Annotated in this window: 10 protein-coding genes, 1 tRNA gene and 1 pseudogene; 1 reads left to right on the plus strand and 11 read right to left on the minus strand. The window is 68.6% G+C overall.

Features of this window, described 5'->3' with window-relative positions:
- Nucleotides 1-24: 24 nt before the first annotated feature.
- The 6 genes from ALIDE2_RS19020 to ALIDE2_RS19045 all read right to left on the minus strand — a co-directional run bounded on the left by ALIDE2_RS19020 (nucleotide 25) and on the right by ALIDE2_RS19045 (nucleotide 8,031).
- Nucleotides 25-2,937, minus strand: a complete 2,913-nt coding sequence (locus ALIDE2_RS19020; RefSeq protein ID WP_013520458.1) for a ribonucleoside-diphosphate reductase subunit alpha — start codon at nucleotides 2,935-2,937, stop codon at nucleotides 25-27.
- Between the two features lie 284 nt (nucleotides 2,938-3,221).
- The gene (ampD, locus tag ALIDE2_RS19025) at nucleotides 3,222-3,803 is read right to left on the minus strand and encodes a 1,6-anhydro-N-acetylmuramyl-L-alanine amidase AmpD (RefSeq protein ID WP_013520457.1); all 582 of its coding nucleotides are present in this window, start codon (nucleotides 3,801-3,803) and stop codon (nucleotides 3,222-3,224) included.
- Nucleotides 3,787-5,277: a sigma-54-dependent transcriptional regulator gene (locus tag ALIDE2_RS19030; protein ID WP_013520456.1), complete on the minus strand. Its 1,491-nt coding sequence runs from the start codon at nucleotides 5,275-5,277 to the stop codon at nucleotides 3,787-3,789. The genes ampD and ALIDE2_RS19030 overlap by 17 nt, the downstream gene beginning before the upstream one ends.
- Before the next feature lie 16 nt (nucleotides 5,278-5,293).
- The gene (locus tag ALIDE2_RS19035) at nucleotides 5,294-6,997 is read right to left on the minus strand and encodes a sensor histidine kinase (RefSeq protein ID WP_013722919.1); all 1,704 of its coding nucleotides are present in this window, start codon (nucleotides 6,995-6,997) and stop codon (nucleotides 5,294-5,296) included.
- A gap of 12 nt (nucleotides 6,998-7,009) precedes the next feature.
- A complete protein-coding gene (locus tag ALIDE2_RS19040; RefSeq protein WP_013520454.1) occupies nucleotides 7,010-7,237 on the minus strand; it encodes a PP0621 family protein in 228 nt (75 codons plus the stop codon).
- Nucleotides 7,234-8,031, minus strand: coding sequence for a cytochrome C assembly family protein (locus tag ALIDE2_RS19045; protein WP_013722920.1), 798 nt, complete (start codon nucleotides 8,029-8,031; stop codon nucleotides 7,234-7,236). Before ALIDE2_RS19045 ends, ALIDE2_RS19040 begins: the two co-directional genes overlap by 4 nt.
- Before the next feature lie 89 nt (nucleotides 8,032-8,120).
- On the opposite strand from ALIDE2_RS19045, the gene ffh reads away from it, so the two are divergent.
- Nucleotides 8,121-9,500 carry a signal recognition particle protein gene (gene ffh, locus ALIDE2_RS19050; RefSeq protein WP_013722921.1) on the plus strand — a complete coding sequence of 460 codons (1,380 nt, stop codon included), beginning with the start codon at nucleotides 8,121-8,123 and terminating at the stop codon, nucleotides 9,498-9,500.
- Between the two features lie 44 nt (nucleotides 9,501-9,544).
- On the opposite strand, the gene miaB is transcribed toward ffh, so the two are convergent.
- The 5 genes and pseudogenes from miaB to ALIDE2_RS19075 form a co-directional block, all read right to left on the minus strand.
- Nucleotides 9,545-10,894 carry a tRNA (N6-isopentenyl adenosine(37)-C2)-methylthiotransferase MiaB gene (gene miaB / locus ALIDE2_RS19055; protein WP_013520451.1) on the minus strand — a complete coding sequence of 450 codons (1,350 nt, stop codon included), beginning with the start codon at nucleotides 10,892-10,894 and terminating at the stop codon, nucleotides 9,545-9,547.
- 67 nt (nucleotides 10,895-10,961) lie between these two features.
- The gene (locus ALIDE2_RS19060; protein WP_013520450.1) at nucleotides 10,962-11,363 is read right to left on the minus strand and encodes a hypothetical protein; all 402 of its coding nucleotides are present in this window, start codon (nucleotides 11,361-11,363) and stop codon (nucleotides 10,962-10,964) included.
- Between the two features lie 80 nt (nucleotides 11,364-11,443).
- Nucleotides 11,444-11,520 (minus strand) — tRNA-Met (locus ALIDE2_RS19065).
- A gap of 26 nt (nucleotides 11,521-11,546) precedes the next feature.
- Nucleotides 11,547-12,325: pseudogene (locus tag ALIDE2_RS19070) on the minus strand (enoyl-CoA hydratase).
- A 57-nt stretch (nucleotides 12,326-12,382) separates the two neighbouring features.
- On the minus strand, nucleotides 12,383-14,164 hold the full coding sequence (locus tag ALIDE2_RS19075) for a M61 family metallopeptidase (protein ID WP_013722922.1): 1,782 nt from the start codon (nucleotides 14,162-14,164) through the stop codon (nucleotides 12,383-12,385).
- Nucleotides 14,165-14,256 lie beyond the last annotated feature (92 nt).

Here is a 14,256-nt window from a genome sequence, read left to right on the forward strand (position 1 = left end):
CGCCCGCCCGCATGCGCGGCGAATTCACTGGCAGGCCTCGCAGGATGGGTCGTCGATGGCGCAGAACTTCACGTCGGTGGCGGGCAATGCGCCTGCCTGCGTCTGGGCTGCTGCGGCTGCAGCGTTGAGCGCGCCGGACTGCGAGTCGGTGCCCGCGGAAACCGCGTTGAGCTGGCGCGTGTTCACGGTGCTCATCTCCACGTGCGTGGCGCTTTGCGTGCGCAGGTAGTAGGTGGTTTTGAGGCCGCGCACCCAGGCGAGCTTGTATGTCTCGTCGAGCTTCTTGCCCGAGGCTCCGGCCATGTAGATGTTCAGGCTCTGGGCCTGGTCTATCCATTTCTGGCGGCGCGCTGCGGCCTCCACGAGCCAGGCGGGTGCGACCTCGAAGGCCGTGGCGTACAGGGCCTTGACGTTCTGCGGCACGCGGTCGATCGCATGCAGCGACCCCTTGAAGTGCTTGAGGTCCATGAGCATCACGTCGTCCCACAGGCCCAGCTTCTTCAGGTCGCGCACCAGGTACTGGTTGATGACGGTGAACTCGCCCGACAGGTTGGACTTGACCGACAGGTTGCCGAACGAGGGCTCGATGGAAGCGTCCACGCCCACGATGTTGGAGATGGTGGCCGTGGGCGCGATGGCGATGCAGTTGGAGTTGCGCATGCCGTCCTGCGTGATCTTGCTGCGCAGGGCGTCCCAGTCCAGGCGCGTGGTGCGGTCCACCTCGACGTAGCCGCCGCGTTCCTTGGCCAGTAGTTCCAGCGAGTCAAGCGGCAGGATGCCCTTGGACCACAGCGAGCCTTCGTAGCTCGAATAGGTGCCGCGCTCCCTGGCAAGCTCGGTCGAGGCCCAGTAGGCGTAGTAGCAGATGGCTTCCATCGACTCGTCGGCGAAGGTCACGGCCGCGTCGCTGGAGTAGGGGATGCGCAGCTCGTACAGCGCGTCTTGGAACCCCATCAGGCCCAGGCCCACGGGGCGGTGGCGCAGGTTGGAGTCGCGCGCCTTGTCCACGGCGTAGTAGTTGATGTCGATGACGTTGTCGAGCATGCGCATGGCCGTGCTCACGGTCTTGCGCAGCTTGTCGTGGTCGATGGCACCGTCCTTGAGGTGGCGCGCGAGGTTCACCGAGCCCAGGTTGCACACGGCCGTCTCGGTGTCGCTGGTGTTGAGCGTGATCTCGGTGCAGAGGTTGGAGCTGTGCACCACGCCCACGTGCTGCTGCGGCGAGCGGATGTTGCAGGGGTCCTTGAAGGTGATCCAGGGGTGGCCGGTCTCGAACAGCATCGAGAGCATCTTGCGCCACAGGTCAACGGCCGGCACGCGCTTGAAGAGCTGCAGCTCGCCGCTGTCCACCTTGGCCTCGTAGGCGGTGTAGGCGCGCTCGAAAGCCTGGCCGTACAGGTCGTGCAGGTCGGGTACGTCGGAGGGCGAGAACAGCGTCCACTGGCCCTTGTCCATCACGCGCTTCATGAACAGATCGGGGATCCAGTTGGCCGTGTTCATGTCGTGCGTGCGGCGCCGGTCGTCGCCGGTGTTCTTGCGCAGCTCCAGGAACTCCTCGACGTCCAGGTGCCAGCTCTCCAGGTAGGCGCACACGGCGCCCTTGCGCTTGCCGCCCTGGTTCACGGCCACGGCCGTGTCGTTGACCACCTTGAGGAAGGGCACCACGCCCTGCGATTCGCCGTTCGTGCCCTTGATGCGCGCGCCGAGGGCGCGCACGCGCGTCCAGTCGTTGCCCAGGCCGCCGGCGAACTTGGACAGCAGCGCGTTCTCCTTGATGGACTCGTAGATGCCGCCGAGCTCGTCGGGCACCGTGGTCAGGTAGCACGAGGACAGCTGCGAGCGCAGCGTGCCGCTGTTGAACAGCGTGGGCGTGCTGCTCATGAAGTCGAAGGAGGACAGCAGCTCGTAGAACTCGATGGCGCGCGCCGATCCCGTCGTTTTAGGGTCGCCCTCCCGTAGCGCCAGGCCCATGGCCACGCGCATGAAGAAGGCCTGGGGCAGCTCGATGCGCGTCTTTTTCACGTGCAGGAAGTAGCGGTCGTACAGCGTCTGCAGGCCCAGGTAGTCGAACTGCAGGTCGCGCCCGGCCTTCAGTGCCTGGCCCAGGCGCTGCAGGTCGAAGTCCAGCAGGCGCGGGTCCAGCAGCTCGTTGTCCACGCCCTTGCGGATGAACTGCGGGAAGTTGGCGGCATAGGCAGCCGCCATGCCGGCGGGCGCTACGTCCTGGCCCAGCACCTCGCGCACGATGGTGTGCAGCAGCAGGCGTGCGGTGGCATAGGTGTAGCCGGGGTCCTTCTCGATCAGGGTGCGGGCCGCAAGAATGGAGGCCTTGTAGACCTCGTCCATGGGCACGCCGTCGTACAGGTTGCGCAGGGTCTCGGCGGCGATAGGCGCGGCCTGCACGTCTGAGCCCAGGTTGGCGCAGGCAGACTCGATGAGCGCCTGCAGGCGCAGGATATCGAGCTCGATGCGCTGGCCCTTGTCCAGCACGTACAGCGCCGGCATCTGGGGCAGCAGCTGCTCTTTCTTCTGCGCGCGCTCCTGCGCGCGGCGCTCGCGGTACAGCACGTAGGCGCGCGCCACCTCGTGGTGGCTGCCGCGCATCAGTCCCAGTTCCACCTGGTCCTGCACGTCCTCGATGTGGAAGGTGCCGCCGCTCGGGCGCGAGCGCATCAGGGCGCGCACCACGGCCTGGGTGAGTTCGTCCACCACCTCGCGCACGCTGGCGGACGCCGCGCCCTGCGTGCCGTGCACGGCGAGAAACGCCTTCATCATGGCCACGGCGATCTTCTGCGGCTCGAAGGGGACGACGGCGCCGTTGCGGCGGATGATCTGGTAGTGGCTGAAGACGCCGCCCGAGGCGTCGGTGGCGGGCGCGTCTGCGGCATGGGGCTGCGTGGAAGGCGCGGTGTTGGCGTGAACGGACGAAACTTGCATGGGTTTCCTCTTTGGTGTGTCGTCAGGGGGTGTGGCGCGCCGGGAAGGGCTGCCGGCGGGCGTCGGTGCGGGGTGCGGTCGATGTTGTTCCGCACACTATACATATGGTGCTTGAAGTGCTCAAGACACTACATGTAGTGTATGTCTGTACGAGGGGTGTCGGGCGGAACTGCTTCCTGGAAGGCGACGCCGTGCCAGGCCCTTGCCGCATGGGGCCCGGGCGCGCGCATGCCAATGGTGGCGCGTGTCTGCGGCGTTTTTGGCGCGCAGGCGCGCGCCAGGCCTCAAGGAGGGAACAGGATGCCCGAGCCCGCGAAGGCCGATCGCAGCCGCTGCCATTCGAACCCCGGGCCGGGGTCGTTCTTGCGGTGGGGCGCGATGTGTTCGTGCCCGGCGATGTAGCCGATGGGGTAGCGCCGCGCCAGGGCGGCGCACAGGCGGGTCAGGCTGCGGTACTGCGGCTCTTCGAATGCCTGGCCTTCCAGGCCTTCGAGCTCCACGCCGATGGAGTCGTCATTGCAGGCGTCGCGCCCGCGGTAGTGCGAGCGCCCGGCATGCCAGGCCCGCCGATCGGCGTCCACGAACTGCCACAGCCGGCCGTCGCGGGCAATGAAGAAATGAGCCGAGACCTCCAGCCCGCGGATGCTCTGGAAATAGGGGTGCGCGTCCCAGTCGAGCCGGTTGGTGAACAGCTGTTGCACTGCCGTTCCGCCGTACTGGCCCGGTGGCAGGCTGATGGAGTGCACGACGATCAGGTCGATGACGGCGCCCGCCGGCCGGGGGCCGTGGTTGGGCGAGTGCATGCGGCGCGCGGGCAGGTACCAGCCGCCTTGCCATGGCGTGCCCGGCCTACTGCGCTTCGCCATGGTTGTCGCCGTCCTGCGGCATGGCGATGTTGAGCCGGTCGATGCGGTAGCGGATCTGGCGCAGGCTGATGCCCAGGCGCGCCGCCGTGGCCGTGCGGTTGAAGCCCGTCTCGCGCAGGGCGCGCACGAGGATCTCGCGCTCATGCTGGTCCAGCCAGGCCTGCAGGTCGCTGGGCAGGGGGGGCTCTTCGCTGGCGGCAGTGGGTGGCGGCGCGGGGGGCGTGCCGGCCTCCGGTGGCGTTGGAGGCGGGGGCGCGGGGACGGCGGCGGCGACCTCCGCGGTGGTGGCAGCGGGGTGTTCCACCTGTAGCTCGTTTCCGTCGCTCAGGGCCACGGCGCGGTGCAGCAGGTTTTCCAGCTCGCGCACATTGCCCGTGAGCGGGTGCTGGGTGATGCGCTTCAGCGCGGCGGCGCCCAGGCGCGGCACGGGGGTGCCCGATTCCTGCTCGATGCGGGCGAGCAGCGCCTCGCACAGCGCGGGCAGGTCCTCGCGCCGCTCGCGCAGCGGCGGGATCAGGAGCTCGATCACGTTCAGGCGGTAGTACAGATCCTGGCGAAAGCGCCCGGCCTGTACGTCGGCCGCAAGGTCGCGGTGCGTGGCGCTGACGATGCGCACGTCCACGGTCTCTTCCTGCGTGGAGCCCAGCGGACGGATGCTGCGCTCCTGGATGGCGCGCAGCAGCTTGGACTGCATGGGCAGCGGCAGGTCGCCGATTTCGTCCAGAAACAAGGTCCCGCCGCGGGCGGCCTGGAAGTAGCCCTCGCGGTCGCTGGTCGAGCCGGTGTAGGAGCCCTTGCGCGCACCGAAGAACTCGGCTTCGAGCAGGTTCTCGGGAATGGCGCCGCAGTTCACAGCGACCAGCGGACCGTCGGCGCGCTGGCTGCTGGCATGCAGGGCGCGCGCCACCAGCTCCTTGCCCGTGCCCGATTCGCCGCGAATCAGCACGGGCGCCATGCTGCGCGCCACCTTGGCGATGCGCTGCTTGACGTTGCGCATGGCCTCGGACTCGCCGATCAGGCGCGCGAGCACCGGGTTGTCCGCGTCCGGCTCCTGTGCGGCCATGCGGGGAGGCGTGGCCGCGGGCAGCACGCCGCCCGTGCCCTGGATGGCCGAGGCTACGACCGAGCGGAACTGCTTGAGGTCCACGGGCTTGGTCAGGTAGTCGAACGCTCCCGAGCGCAGCGCCTCCACGGCGTTCTCGGCCGAGCCGTAGGCCGTCATGACCACGCAGCGCTCGCGCCGCTGCTGCTCGCGCAGGTCGTACAGCAGGTCCAGCCCCAGGCCGTCGGGCAGCCGCATGTCGGTGATCACGGCGTCGAACTTGCGGCGCTGCAACTGCTCGCGCGCCTCGGCCACGCTGGCAGCGGTCTCCACGCGGTAGCCCTCGCGCAGCAGCGTCAGCTCGTAGAGCGTGCGCAGGTCGGGCTCGTCGTCGACGACGAGGATGGAGGCGGCGGAGGCAGTGGCGTTCATGGAACCGGCGAGCGTGTCAGACCACGATTGTGTCAAACAGTGAGGAGCTCTCCGCCGGGCGCGTGGTACTGCGGAACGTGACGCTGAAGGCATTGCCCGCCACGGTGCCGTGCGCCAGCGCCCGGTTGGCGCGCTGGTAGGCGATGGCCGCGCCGTGGCGCTGGCACAGCTGTCGGCAGATGTACAGGCCCAGGCCGCTGGAGCGGCTCTCCGACGAGAAGAAGGGCTCGAACAGGTGTCGCTCCACGGACTTGTCCAGCGGCGCGCCGTCGCTCCAGACCTGCAGCTTGACCTGGCCCGCAGCCGTGGCACTCGTGCTCAGGCACAGCGAGTCGGGCTCCTGCCCCATGTAGCGCAGCGCGTTGTCCAGCAGGTTCACCAGCACCCGGCGCAGATGCTCGGCGTCGAACTCCACCTGGGCCGTGCCCGCGTTCAGTTCCAGGCACCCCTGCCGGCGGGCGGGGTCGTGCGCCTGCCAGTCGTTCCAGGCCTGCAGCACCGTGGCGTCCAGGGCCAGCGTGGACGAGGGCGCATGGCCGATCTGGTGCTGCACCCGAGCGATGTCGAGCACGTCCTCGGAGATGCGCACCAGCCGCTCGGCGTTCTGCCGGACCATGTGGGCCAGGCGCTTGTGGCCGGGGTCGCTCAGGTCCTCGTCCAGCAGCTCGTTGGCCTGGACGATGGCCGCCAGCGGGTTGCGTATCTCGTGCGCCACCGCGGCCGACATGCGGCCCATCGCGGCCAGCTTCTCGGTGCGCAAGCGCGCCTCCATCTCGCGCAGGTCGTGCAGGAACATCACGCACAGCGGCTCCTCGTCCGACGCGCCGGAGGCCGGCTGCGCGCGGGTGAGCCAGGTGCGGATGCGCAGGCCCATGGGGCTTTGGCCTTCGTGCAGGATGTTCACGTCGGCGTGCTGGGGCTGCTCCTGCCGGAACGTCTGCCGTGCCAGGTCCATCAGGGGTTTCCAGGCCGGTGTGTGCTCCAGCGCGAAGGGCGTGGAGGTCTTGGCCGCAGGGCCCAGCAGCAGCAGGGCCGCGGGGTTGGCCAGGCGCACCTGGCCCTGGTGGTCCAGCACCAGCACGCCGTCGGCCACGTGCTGCATGACCAGGGCGCTCACGGCGGTCTGCGTGCGCGCATCCATCTGGCTGCGCCGTGCCATCTGCTGCTCGCTGGTGAGCCTGGCTGCCAGCAGGTGCACCAGGTAGGCCACCAGGAAATAGCCCGTGCCCGTCACCGCCGTCTGCAGATAGCGTTGCGTGGCGTCGCCCCCGCCCTGGCTGCCCAGCCACCAGGCCCAGGCCAGCAGCAGCAGGGTCACGCCTGCGGTGGTGCCCAGGGCCAGCGTCAGCGTGCCCAGCACGCCGGCCATCAGGATGGGCAGGCCGAACAGCGGCGTGAAGTTCATGCTGCCCGACTGCTGCAATACCTGCAGCAGGCCGACGAGCGCGATGTCCACCCCGATCGAGGGCAGCCACTGGATGCCCGGGCGCGGATCGGGCGGCGTGCCGGCGCCGAACACCCGCAGCAGGGTGGCCGCGATCAGGTAGCCGAAGCTGGTCGCCAGCAGCGCGGGCTCTATGGCCTGATTCAGCACCATGCCCAGCAGCTGCAGCAGCAACAGCGCCTGCGCCACCATGACGCGGGCCGTCAGGAAAGCCTTCCACAGGCGCTGGAATGGCGGGCGGCCCGGGGGCTGTTCGGTGACGGTGGACGTGGGCATGGCGGACTCGCCTCAGGCCGGTCCCTGCTCCTGGTGCGCGCGGCAGCAGTAGCTGCGGCCATCTGCCCACAGAGCATCGCCCTGCGGCAGATGCACGCCGCAATGCGCGCAGCGGACCATGTTCTGCGGCGGCGCGATGCGCGAGCGGGGCGTGCCGCCCTGGCGCGGCGGCGGGCGGCGCTGGCTGCGCCACAGGGCGTAGACGACGGCGATCACCGCCAGGACGACGAGGTACTTCATATCGCGCGTCTGAGCACCACCTCGAGCACGAAGCGCGAACCCACGTAGGCCAGCAGCAGCAGCGCCGCGCCCGCGTACAGCACGCGCACGGCGCTGCGCCCGCGCCAGCCGAAGCGCGAGCGGCCCAGCAGCAGCACGGCGAACGTGATCCAGGCCAGCACGGAGAACACGGCCTTGTGGTCCCAGAGCCAGGCGCGGCCGTAGAGCTGCTCGCTGAACAGCCAGCCGGCGACCAGCGTGGCCGACAGCAGCACGAAGCCTGCCGACACGAAGCGGAACGTGAGGCGCTCCAGCGTCAACAGCGGTATGCCGCTGTTCGAATCGGCCGCCAGGCGTATCTGCCGCTCCGCACGGCCCATGAGCCCGGCATGGACCACGGCGGCGGCGAACAGGCCGTAGCACGCGATGCCCAGCGTCAGGTGCAGCGGCAGCCAGGGCGAGGCCGAGACATGCAGCGGCCGACCGGGGAACAGCGCCGCAAGGAGCACCGAGACGCCGCCCAGCGCGCACAGCGCCCAACGCGTGCGCATCTGCGGAAACAGCTGGCGCTCCACGGCGTAGGTGGTGAGCACCAGCCAGGCCGTCATCGACAGGGCGGCGGCAAAGCCGAAATGCGGCGTGCTGCCCAGCAGCCCCCAGGCCAGGGCGGCTGCATGCAGCGTCCAGGCAGGTGCCATGGCAAGGTGGCCGTGCTCTGCCTTGGCGCGCGACGCCACGGCCGCGGCCAGCGCATAGGCGACGGCGGTGGCCAGGGCCAGCAGCCAGGCGAGCGGGGAAGCACTGGGTAAAATCATAAGTTTGAAGTTTAGCCTTTCGCCCCTGGCCGCCGGGGCTGAGCCATCGGCCGGCGTATCCCCGGCCGATGCATCTGGAGCATTGGGCCATGGCCTCCGCACTCACCGAAAAACTCACCCGTCTCGTCAAGGAGATGCGCGGCCAGGCCCGCATCACCGAATCCAACGTGCAGGACATGCTGCGCGAGGTGCGCATGGCGCTGCTCGAAGCCGACGTGGCCCTGCCCGTGGTGCGCGACTTCATCGCACGCGTCAAGGAAAAGGCACTGGGCCAGGAGGTGTTGGGCAGCCTCAAGCCCGGCCAGGCGCTGGTGGGCATCGTTAACCAGGAACTGGCCGCCACCATGGGCGAGGGCGTGGCCGACATCAACCTGGCCGCGCAGCCGCCCGCCGTCATCCTGATGGCCGGCCTGCAGGGCGCGGGCAAGACCACGACCACGGCAAAACTGGCCAAGCACCTGATCGAGAAGCGCAAGAAGAAGGTGCTCACCGTCTCGGGCGACGTGTACCGCCCGGCCGCCATCGAGCAGCTCAAGACCGTAACGAAGCAGGCCGGCGCCGAATGGTTCCCCAGCAGCCCCGACCAGAAGCCGCGCGACATCGCGCTGGCGGCGCTGGACTATGCCCGCAAGCACTACTTCGACGTGCTGCTGGTTGACACCGCCGGGCGCCTGGCCATCGACGAGCTGCTGATGCAGGAAATCAAGGACCTGCACGCCGTGCTGAACCCCGTGGAGACCCTGTTCGTCGTGGACGCTATGCAGGGCCAGGATGCGGTGAACACGGCCAAGGCGTTCAAGGAGGCGCTGCCGCTCACCGGCATCGTCCTCACCAAGCTGGACGGCGACTCGCGCGGCGGCGCGGCGCTGTCGGTGCGCGCCATCACCGGCGCGCCGATCAAGTTTGCTGGCGTGTCCGAGAAGATCGACGGCCTGGAAGTGTTCGACGCCCAGCGCCACGCCGGGCGCGTGCTGGGCATGGGCGACATCGTGGCCCTGGTCGAGCAGGTCACGGCCGGCGTGGACCTGGAGGCGGCGCAGAAGCTCGCCGCCAAGGTCAAGAGCGGCGACGGCTTCGACCTGAACGACTTCCTGGCCCAGCTGCAGCAGATGAAGCAGATGGGGGGGCTCTCCAGCCTCATGGACAAGCTGCCCGCGCAGCTCACCGCCAAGGCCGGCCAGGTGGACATGGACAAGGCCGAGCGCGACATCCGCCGCAAGGAAGGCATCATCTGCAGCATGACCGCGCAGGAGCGCCGCAGGCCCGAACTCATCAAGGCCACGCGCAAGAAGCGCATTGCCGCCGGCGCCGGCGTTCAGGTGCAGGAAGTCAACCGGCTGCTCAACGAGTTCGAGCAGATGCAGGGCATGATGAAGAAGATGAAGGGCGGCGGTCTCATGAAGCTCATGAAGAAGATGGGTGGCATGAAGGGCGGCCTGCCCGGCATGGGCGGCATGCCGCGCTTCTAAGTAAAAATGGCCTCCGGCGCTTGACTGGAAAGCGCTGACAGCTATCAAACTGAAAGCAGCTCTGCGCTTTCGGACGTCGCCACCTCGCCACGCAGCGTGTAGGTGCGCGCCTCGGTGATGCGCACGTCGATCATCTGGCCGATGAGGCGCTCGCGGCCGGGGAAGTTGACCACGCGGTTGCACTCGGTGCGGCCCATGAGCTCGCCGGCGTCGCGTTTGCTCACGCCCTCAACCAGCAGGCGCTGCACCGTGCCCACGCGCTCCTGGCTGATCTCCAGGATGTTGCGGTTGATGACGGCCTGCAGCTCCTGCAGGCGGCGCAGCTTCACGTCGTGCGGCGTGTCGTCGTGCAGGTTGGCGGCGGGCGTGCCGGGGCGGGGGCTGAAGATGAAGCTGAAGGAGTTGTCGAAGCGCACGTCGTGGATCAGCTTCATCATCTTCTGGAAGTCTTCCTCGGTCTCGCCGGGGAAGCCTACGATGAAGTCGCTGCTCATGGCCATGCCGGGGCGTATGGCCTTGAGCTTCCTCACCGTGCTCTTGTATTCCATGGCCGTGTAGCCGCGCTTCATGGCCATCAGGATGCGGTCGCTGCCGTGCTGCACGGGCAGGTGCAGGTGGCTCACCAGCTTCGGGATCCTGGCGTAGGCCTCGATCAGGCGCGGCGTGAATTCGTTGGGGTGGCTGGTGGTGTAGCGGATGCGTTCTATGCCCGGGATCTCGGCCACGTATTCGAGCAGCAGGGCGAAGTCGGCTTTCTCGGCCGTGTCGCCCATGGTGCCCAGGTAGGCGTTGACGTTCTGGCCCAGCAGCGTGACTTCCTTCACACCCTGATCAGCCAGGCCCGCCACCTCCACCAGCACGTCCTCGAAGGGGCGGCTCACTTCCTCGCCGCGCGTGTAGGGCACCACGCAGTAGCTGCAGTACTTGCTGCAGCCTTCCATGATGGAGACGAAAGCGCTGGCGCCCTCGACGCGCGCGGGCGGCAGGTGGTCGAACTTCTCGATCTCGGGGAAGCTGATGTCCACCTGCGGTTTGTGCTGCTTCTCGCGGGCGCTCAGCAGCTCGGGCAGGCGGTGCAGGGTCTGCGGGCCGAAGACCACGTCCACGAAGGGCGCGCGCTTGATGATCTCCTCGCCCTCCTGGCTGGCCACGCAGCCGCCCACGCCGATGAGCACGCCCTTTTCCTTGAGGTGCTTGACGCGGCCGAGGTCGGAGAACACCTTCTCCTGCGCCTTCTCGCGCACCGAGCAGGTGTTGAAGAGGATGAGGTCGGCCTCCTCGGGGTTGTCGGTGCTCTGGTAGTCCTGCGCGGCGCCCAGCACGTCGGCCATCTTGGCCGAGTCGTACTCGTTCATCTGGCAGCCGAAGGTTTTGATGAAGACTTTCTTGGACATGGCGGTCTCGTAAAAAGGCGATGCGCCGCGGCCCGTGCGGGGCGAGGCCGGCGGGGTGGCGGGCGGATCAGCGCGGCGTGGCGGCCGGCTCGGTGCGGATGTTGGTGATGATGGCGTCGTCGCCCTTGCGGGGCTGGCGGGCCTCGGCCTCGGTCAGTATCCAGGCCGTGAGCAGCATGCCCGTGCTGGCCTCGGTCACGTAGTTCACCTTCACGCTTTGGCCGGCGAGGCTGTGGGCGAACACCAGCGCGTTCTGCGGGTTGAAGATGCGCAGGCCGGGCGCGAGGCGGATGGCCTTGCCGTTGAGCTCGGCCTCGGCCGTGTTCACGATCTTGAGGCTGCCGCGCAGCGCGGCCGGGGGGAAGGGGCGCTGGCCGGCGGGCGTGGGGGCCTGTTGCGCCCCTGCCGCGAGGGGCAGGGCGAGCGCGGCGGCAAGCGCCAGGGCGGACAATGGGGTGCAGCGTGTCATGGTGTGTATCCAGGGGCTGTTGACGAGAGAGCACAAGAAAAAACCCACAGCGCTTGAGACGCTGCGGGTTTCTTGTTGTCTGGTGGTGGTACCGGGACTTGAACCTGGGACATCAGCATTATGAATGCTGCGCTCTAACCAACTGAGCTATACCACCGGAGCCCCAAATTATAAATCAAAAAATTACTGGTGCGTGAAGTTCGGGGCGCGCTTGTTCACGAAGGCGTCCATGCCTTCCTTCTGGTCCTGGGTGGCGAACAGGGAGTGGAACAGGCGGCGCTCGAACATCACGCCGTCGGACAGCGTGCCCTCGAAGGCGCGGTTGACCGATTCCTTGGCGGCCATCACGGCGATCTGCGAGAAGCCGCTGATGACGATGGCGGCGCCCAGGGCTTCCTCCATGAGCTTGTCCTGGGGCACGACGCGGCTGACGAGGCCCGCGCGCTCGGCCTCGGCGGCGTCCATCATGCGGGCGGTGAGGGTCATGTCCATGGCCTTGGCCTTGCCCACGGCGCGCGGCAGGCGCTGCGTGCCGCCGGCGCCGGGGATCACGCCGAGCTTGATCTCGGGCTGGCCGAAGCGGGCGTTGTCGGCGGCGATGATGAAGTCGCACATCATCGCCAGCTCGCAGCCGCCGCCCAGGGCGTAGCCGGCCACGGCCGCGATCACGGGCTTGCGGATCGAGCGGATGGCTTCCCAGTTGCGCGTGATGTAGTCGCCCTTGTAGGCGTCGGCGAAGCTGTACTTGGCCATGGCGCCGATGTCTGCGCCGGCGGCGAAGGCCTTCTCGCTGCCCGTGAGGACGATGCAGCCGATCTTCTCGTCGGCGTCGAACGCCTTGAGGCCGCGCCCAGCTCGTCCATGAGCTGGTCGTTCAGCGCGTTGAGCTGCTTGGGACGGTTCAGCGTGATGATGCCGACCTTGTCCGCCTCGGTGCGGACTTCGATGCATTCGTAGGCCAAGGTGATCTCCTGTGTGTAGTGGGTGGATGGCTCGAAGTTTGAATATACCCAACGCCGCTACGCCGGGCTTGCGGCGGCGCCCAGCCAGCGCTGCGCCGCGGCGGCGTCCTGCACGTCCAGGCGCACGGTGTCGGCCGCAGCGCCGGCGGCCGGAAGGGCGAGCGGCAGGCGCAGCAGGCGCCGGTCGCGGGCGACCAGGGCGGTTACCTCGGTGGCGCTGCCGGCGTAGAGCAGAAGCTCGTCGAGCTTGAGCAGGCGCCAGGCCTGGCCCTGCGCCTCCAGCGCCAGCCATTCGTCGCCGGCCATGAAGCCGGCGGCCTCGGCCGCGCCGCCGCGCAGCACGGTCTTGACCTGGATGCCGCCGTTCTCGGCCACGCGCAGGCCCAGGCGCTGGGCGGTCTGCGCGGGGTCTGCCTGCAGGGTGATGCCATGCGCGGCCAGCAGCTCGGCCAGCGGCAGATCGGTGGTGCCGTGCGCCCACTGCGTGATTTCGCCGGACCAGTCGCGGCCCGAGAGCTCTTGCAGCACGGCGAGCACGTCGGCCTCGGCCATGGGGCCGCCGCCGGTGCGCTGCCACAGCGCGCGCATCGCGTCGTCGAGTGTGGCGCGGCCTTCGCGGCGCAGCGCAAGGTCCAGGCACAGGGCGACGAGCGCGCCCTTGGTGTAGTAGCTCACCGTGGCATTGGGCGTGTTCTCGTCCTGACGGTAGTACTTGATCCAGGCGTCGAAGCTCGCCTGCGCCACCGACTGCACCAGGCGCCCCGGCGTCTGCAGCACCTGGTTGATGGCCTTGGTCAGCAGCTTGAGGTAGCCGGCGTGGTCAATCAGGCCGGCGCGTCGCAGCAGCAGGTCGTCGTAGTAGCTGGTGAAGCCCTCGAAGAACCACAGCAGTTCGGTGTAGTTTTCGCGCGCGTAGTCGTAGCGCGCGAACTCGGCCGGGCGCAGGCGCTTGACGTTCCAGGCGTGGAAGTATTCGTGGCTGACGAGCCCGAGCAGCGTGGTGTAGCCCTCGGACGCGCGCAGATCCATGTCGCTCTGGCCCAGGCGCGGCAGGTCGCGCCGGCTGCAGATCAGGGCCGTGGAGTTGCGGTGCTCCAGGCCGCCGTAGCCGTCGTTTACCGCGTTGAGCATGAAGAGATAGCCGTCGAACGGCGGCTGCCCCGCGCCGTGCCAGAAGCGGATGGCCTCCTCGCAGATGCGCTGCATGTCGCGCACCAGGCGCTCGCCGTCGAAGGAGGGCGCGGCGCCCGCCACCACCAGTCGGTGCGGCACGCCGCAGGCGCTGAAGCTGGCGGTCCACAGCGGGCCCATCTCCACGGGGCAGTCGGCCAGTTCGTCGTAGTCGCGCGCGGTGTAGCTGCCGAAGCCCGAAGCGTCCACTTGCGTGGGCGCGAGCCCCGTGGCCAGCGACCAGCCGGCCAGCTCCGGCGACCGCACCACTTCGAGGCCGTGCGGCGCATCCTCCTGGCCGTGCACGCGCAGGCACAGGCTGGTGGCGTTGAAGAAGCCGCGCGTGGCGTCCAGCCAGGCCGTGCGCACCGAGTTGTCGTAGGCCGCTACGGCGTAGCTCAGCACCAGAGGCTCATCGGGCCTGCACTGCGCCACCCAGCGGTGCTTGTCCAGCTGCGCGAGCGGCACCTCGGCACCGCCCTGGCAGGCGCGCAGCGACTGCAGGTTCTTGGAGAACTCGCGCACCAGGTAGCTGCCCGGGATCCAGACGGGCAGCGAAAGCTCCTGCCGCCCGGCGGGCGCGGCCACGGTGAGCGTAACCCGGTACAGGTGGGCGCGGCACTCGCCGGGGTCGATGCGGTAGTGGATGGCGGGCAGGGAGGGGGGCATGGGCGGTGCGGGCAGCGGTATCAAAAAAATAGCTGCCAGTACTTGCTATACGTTGTTTTCAGCATGGAAAAGACCTGAAACGAAGGCGTGGC

The sequence above is a fragment of the Alicycliphilus denitrificans K601 genome, from assembly GCF_000204645.1.
In the GTDB taxonomy this organism is placed as follows: domain Bacteria; phylum Pseudomonadota; class Gammaproteobacteria; order Burkholderiales; family Burkholderiaceae_C; genus Alicycliphilus; species Alicycliphilus denitrificans.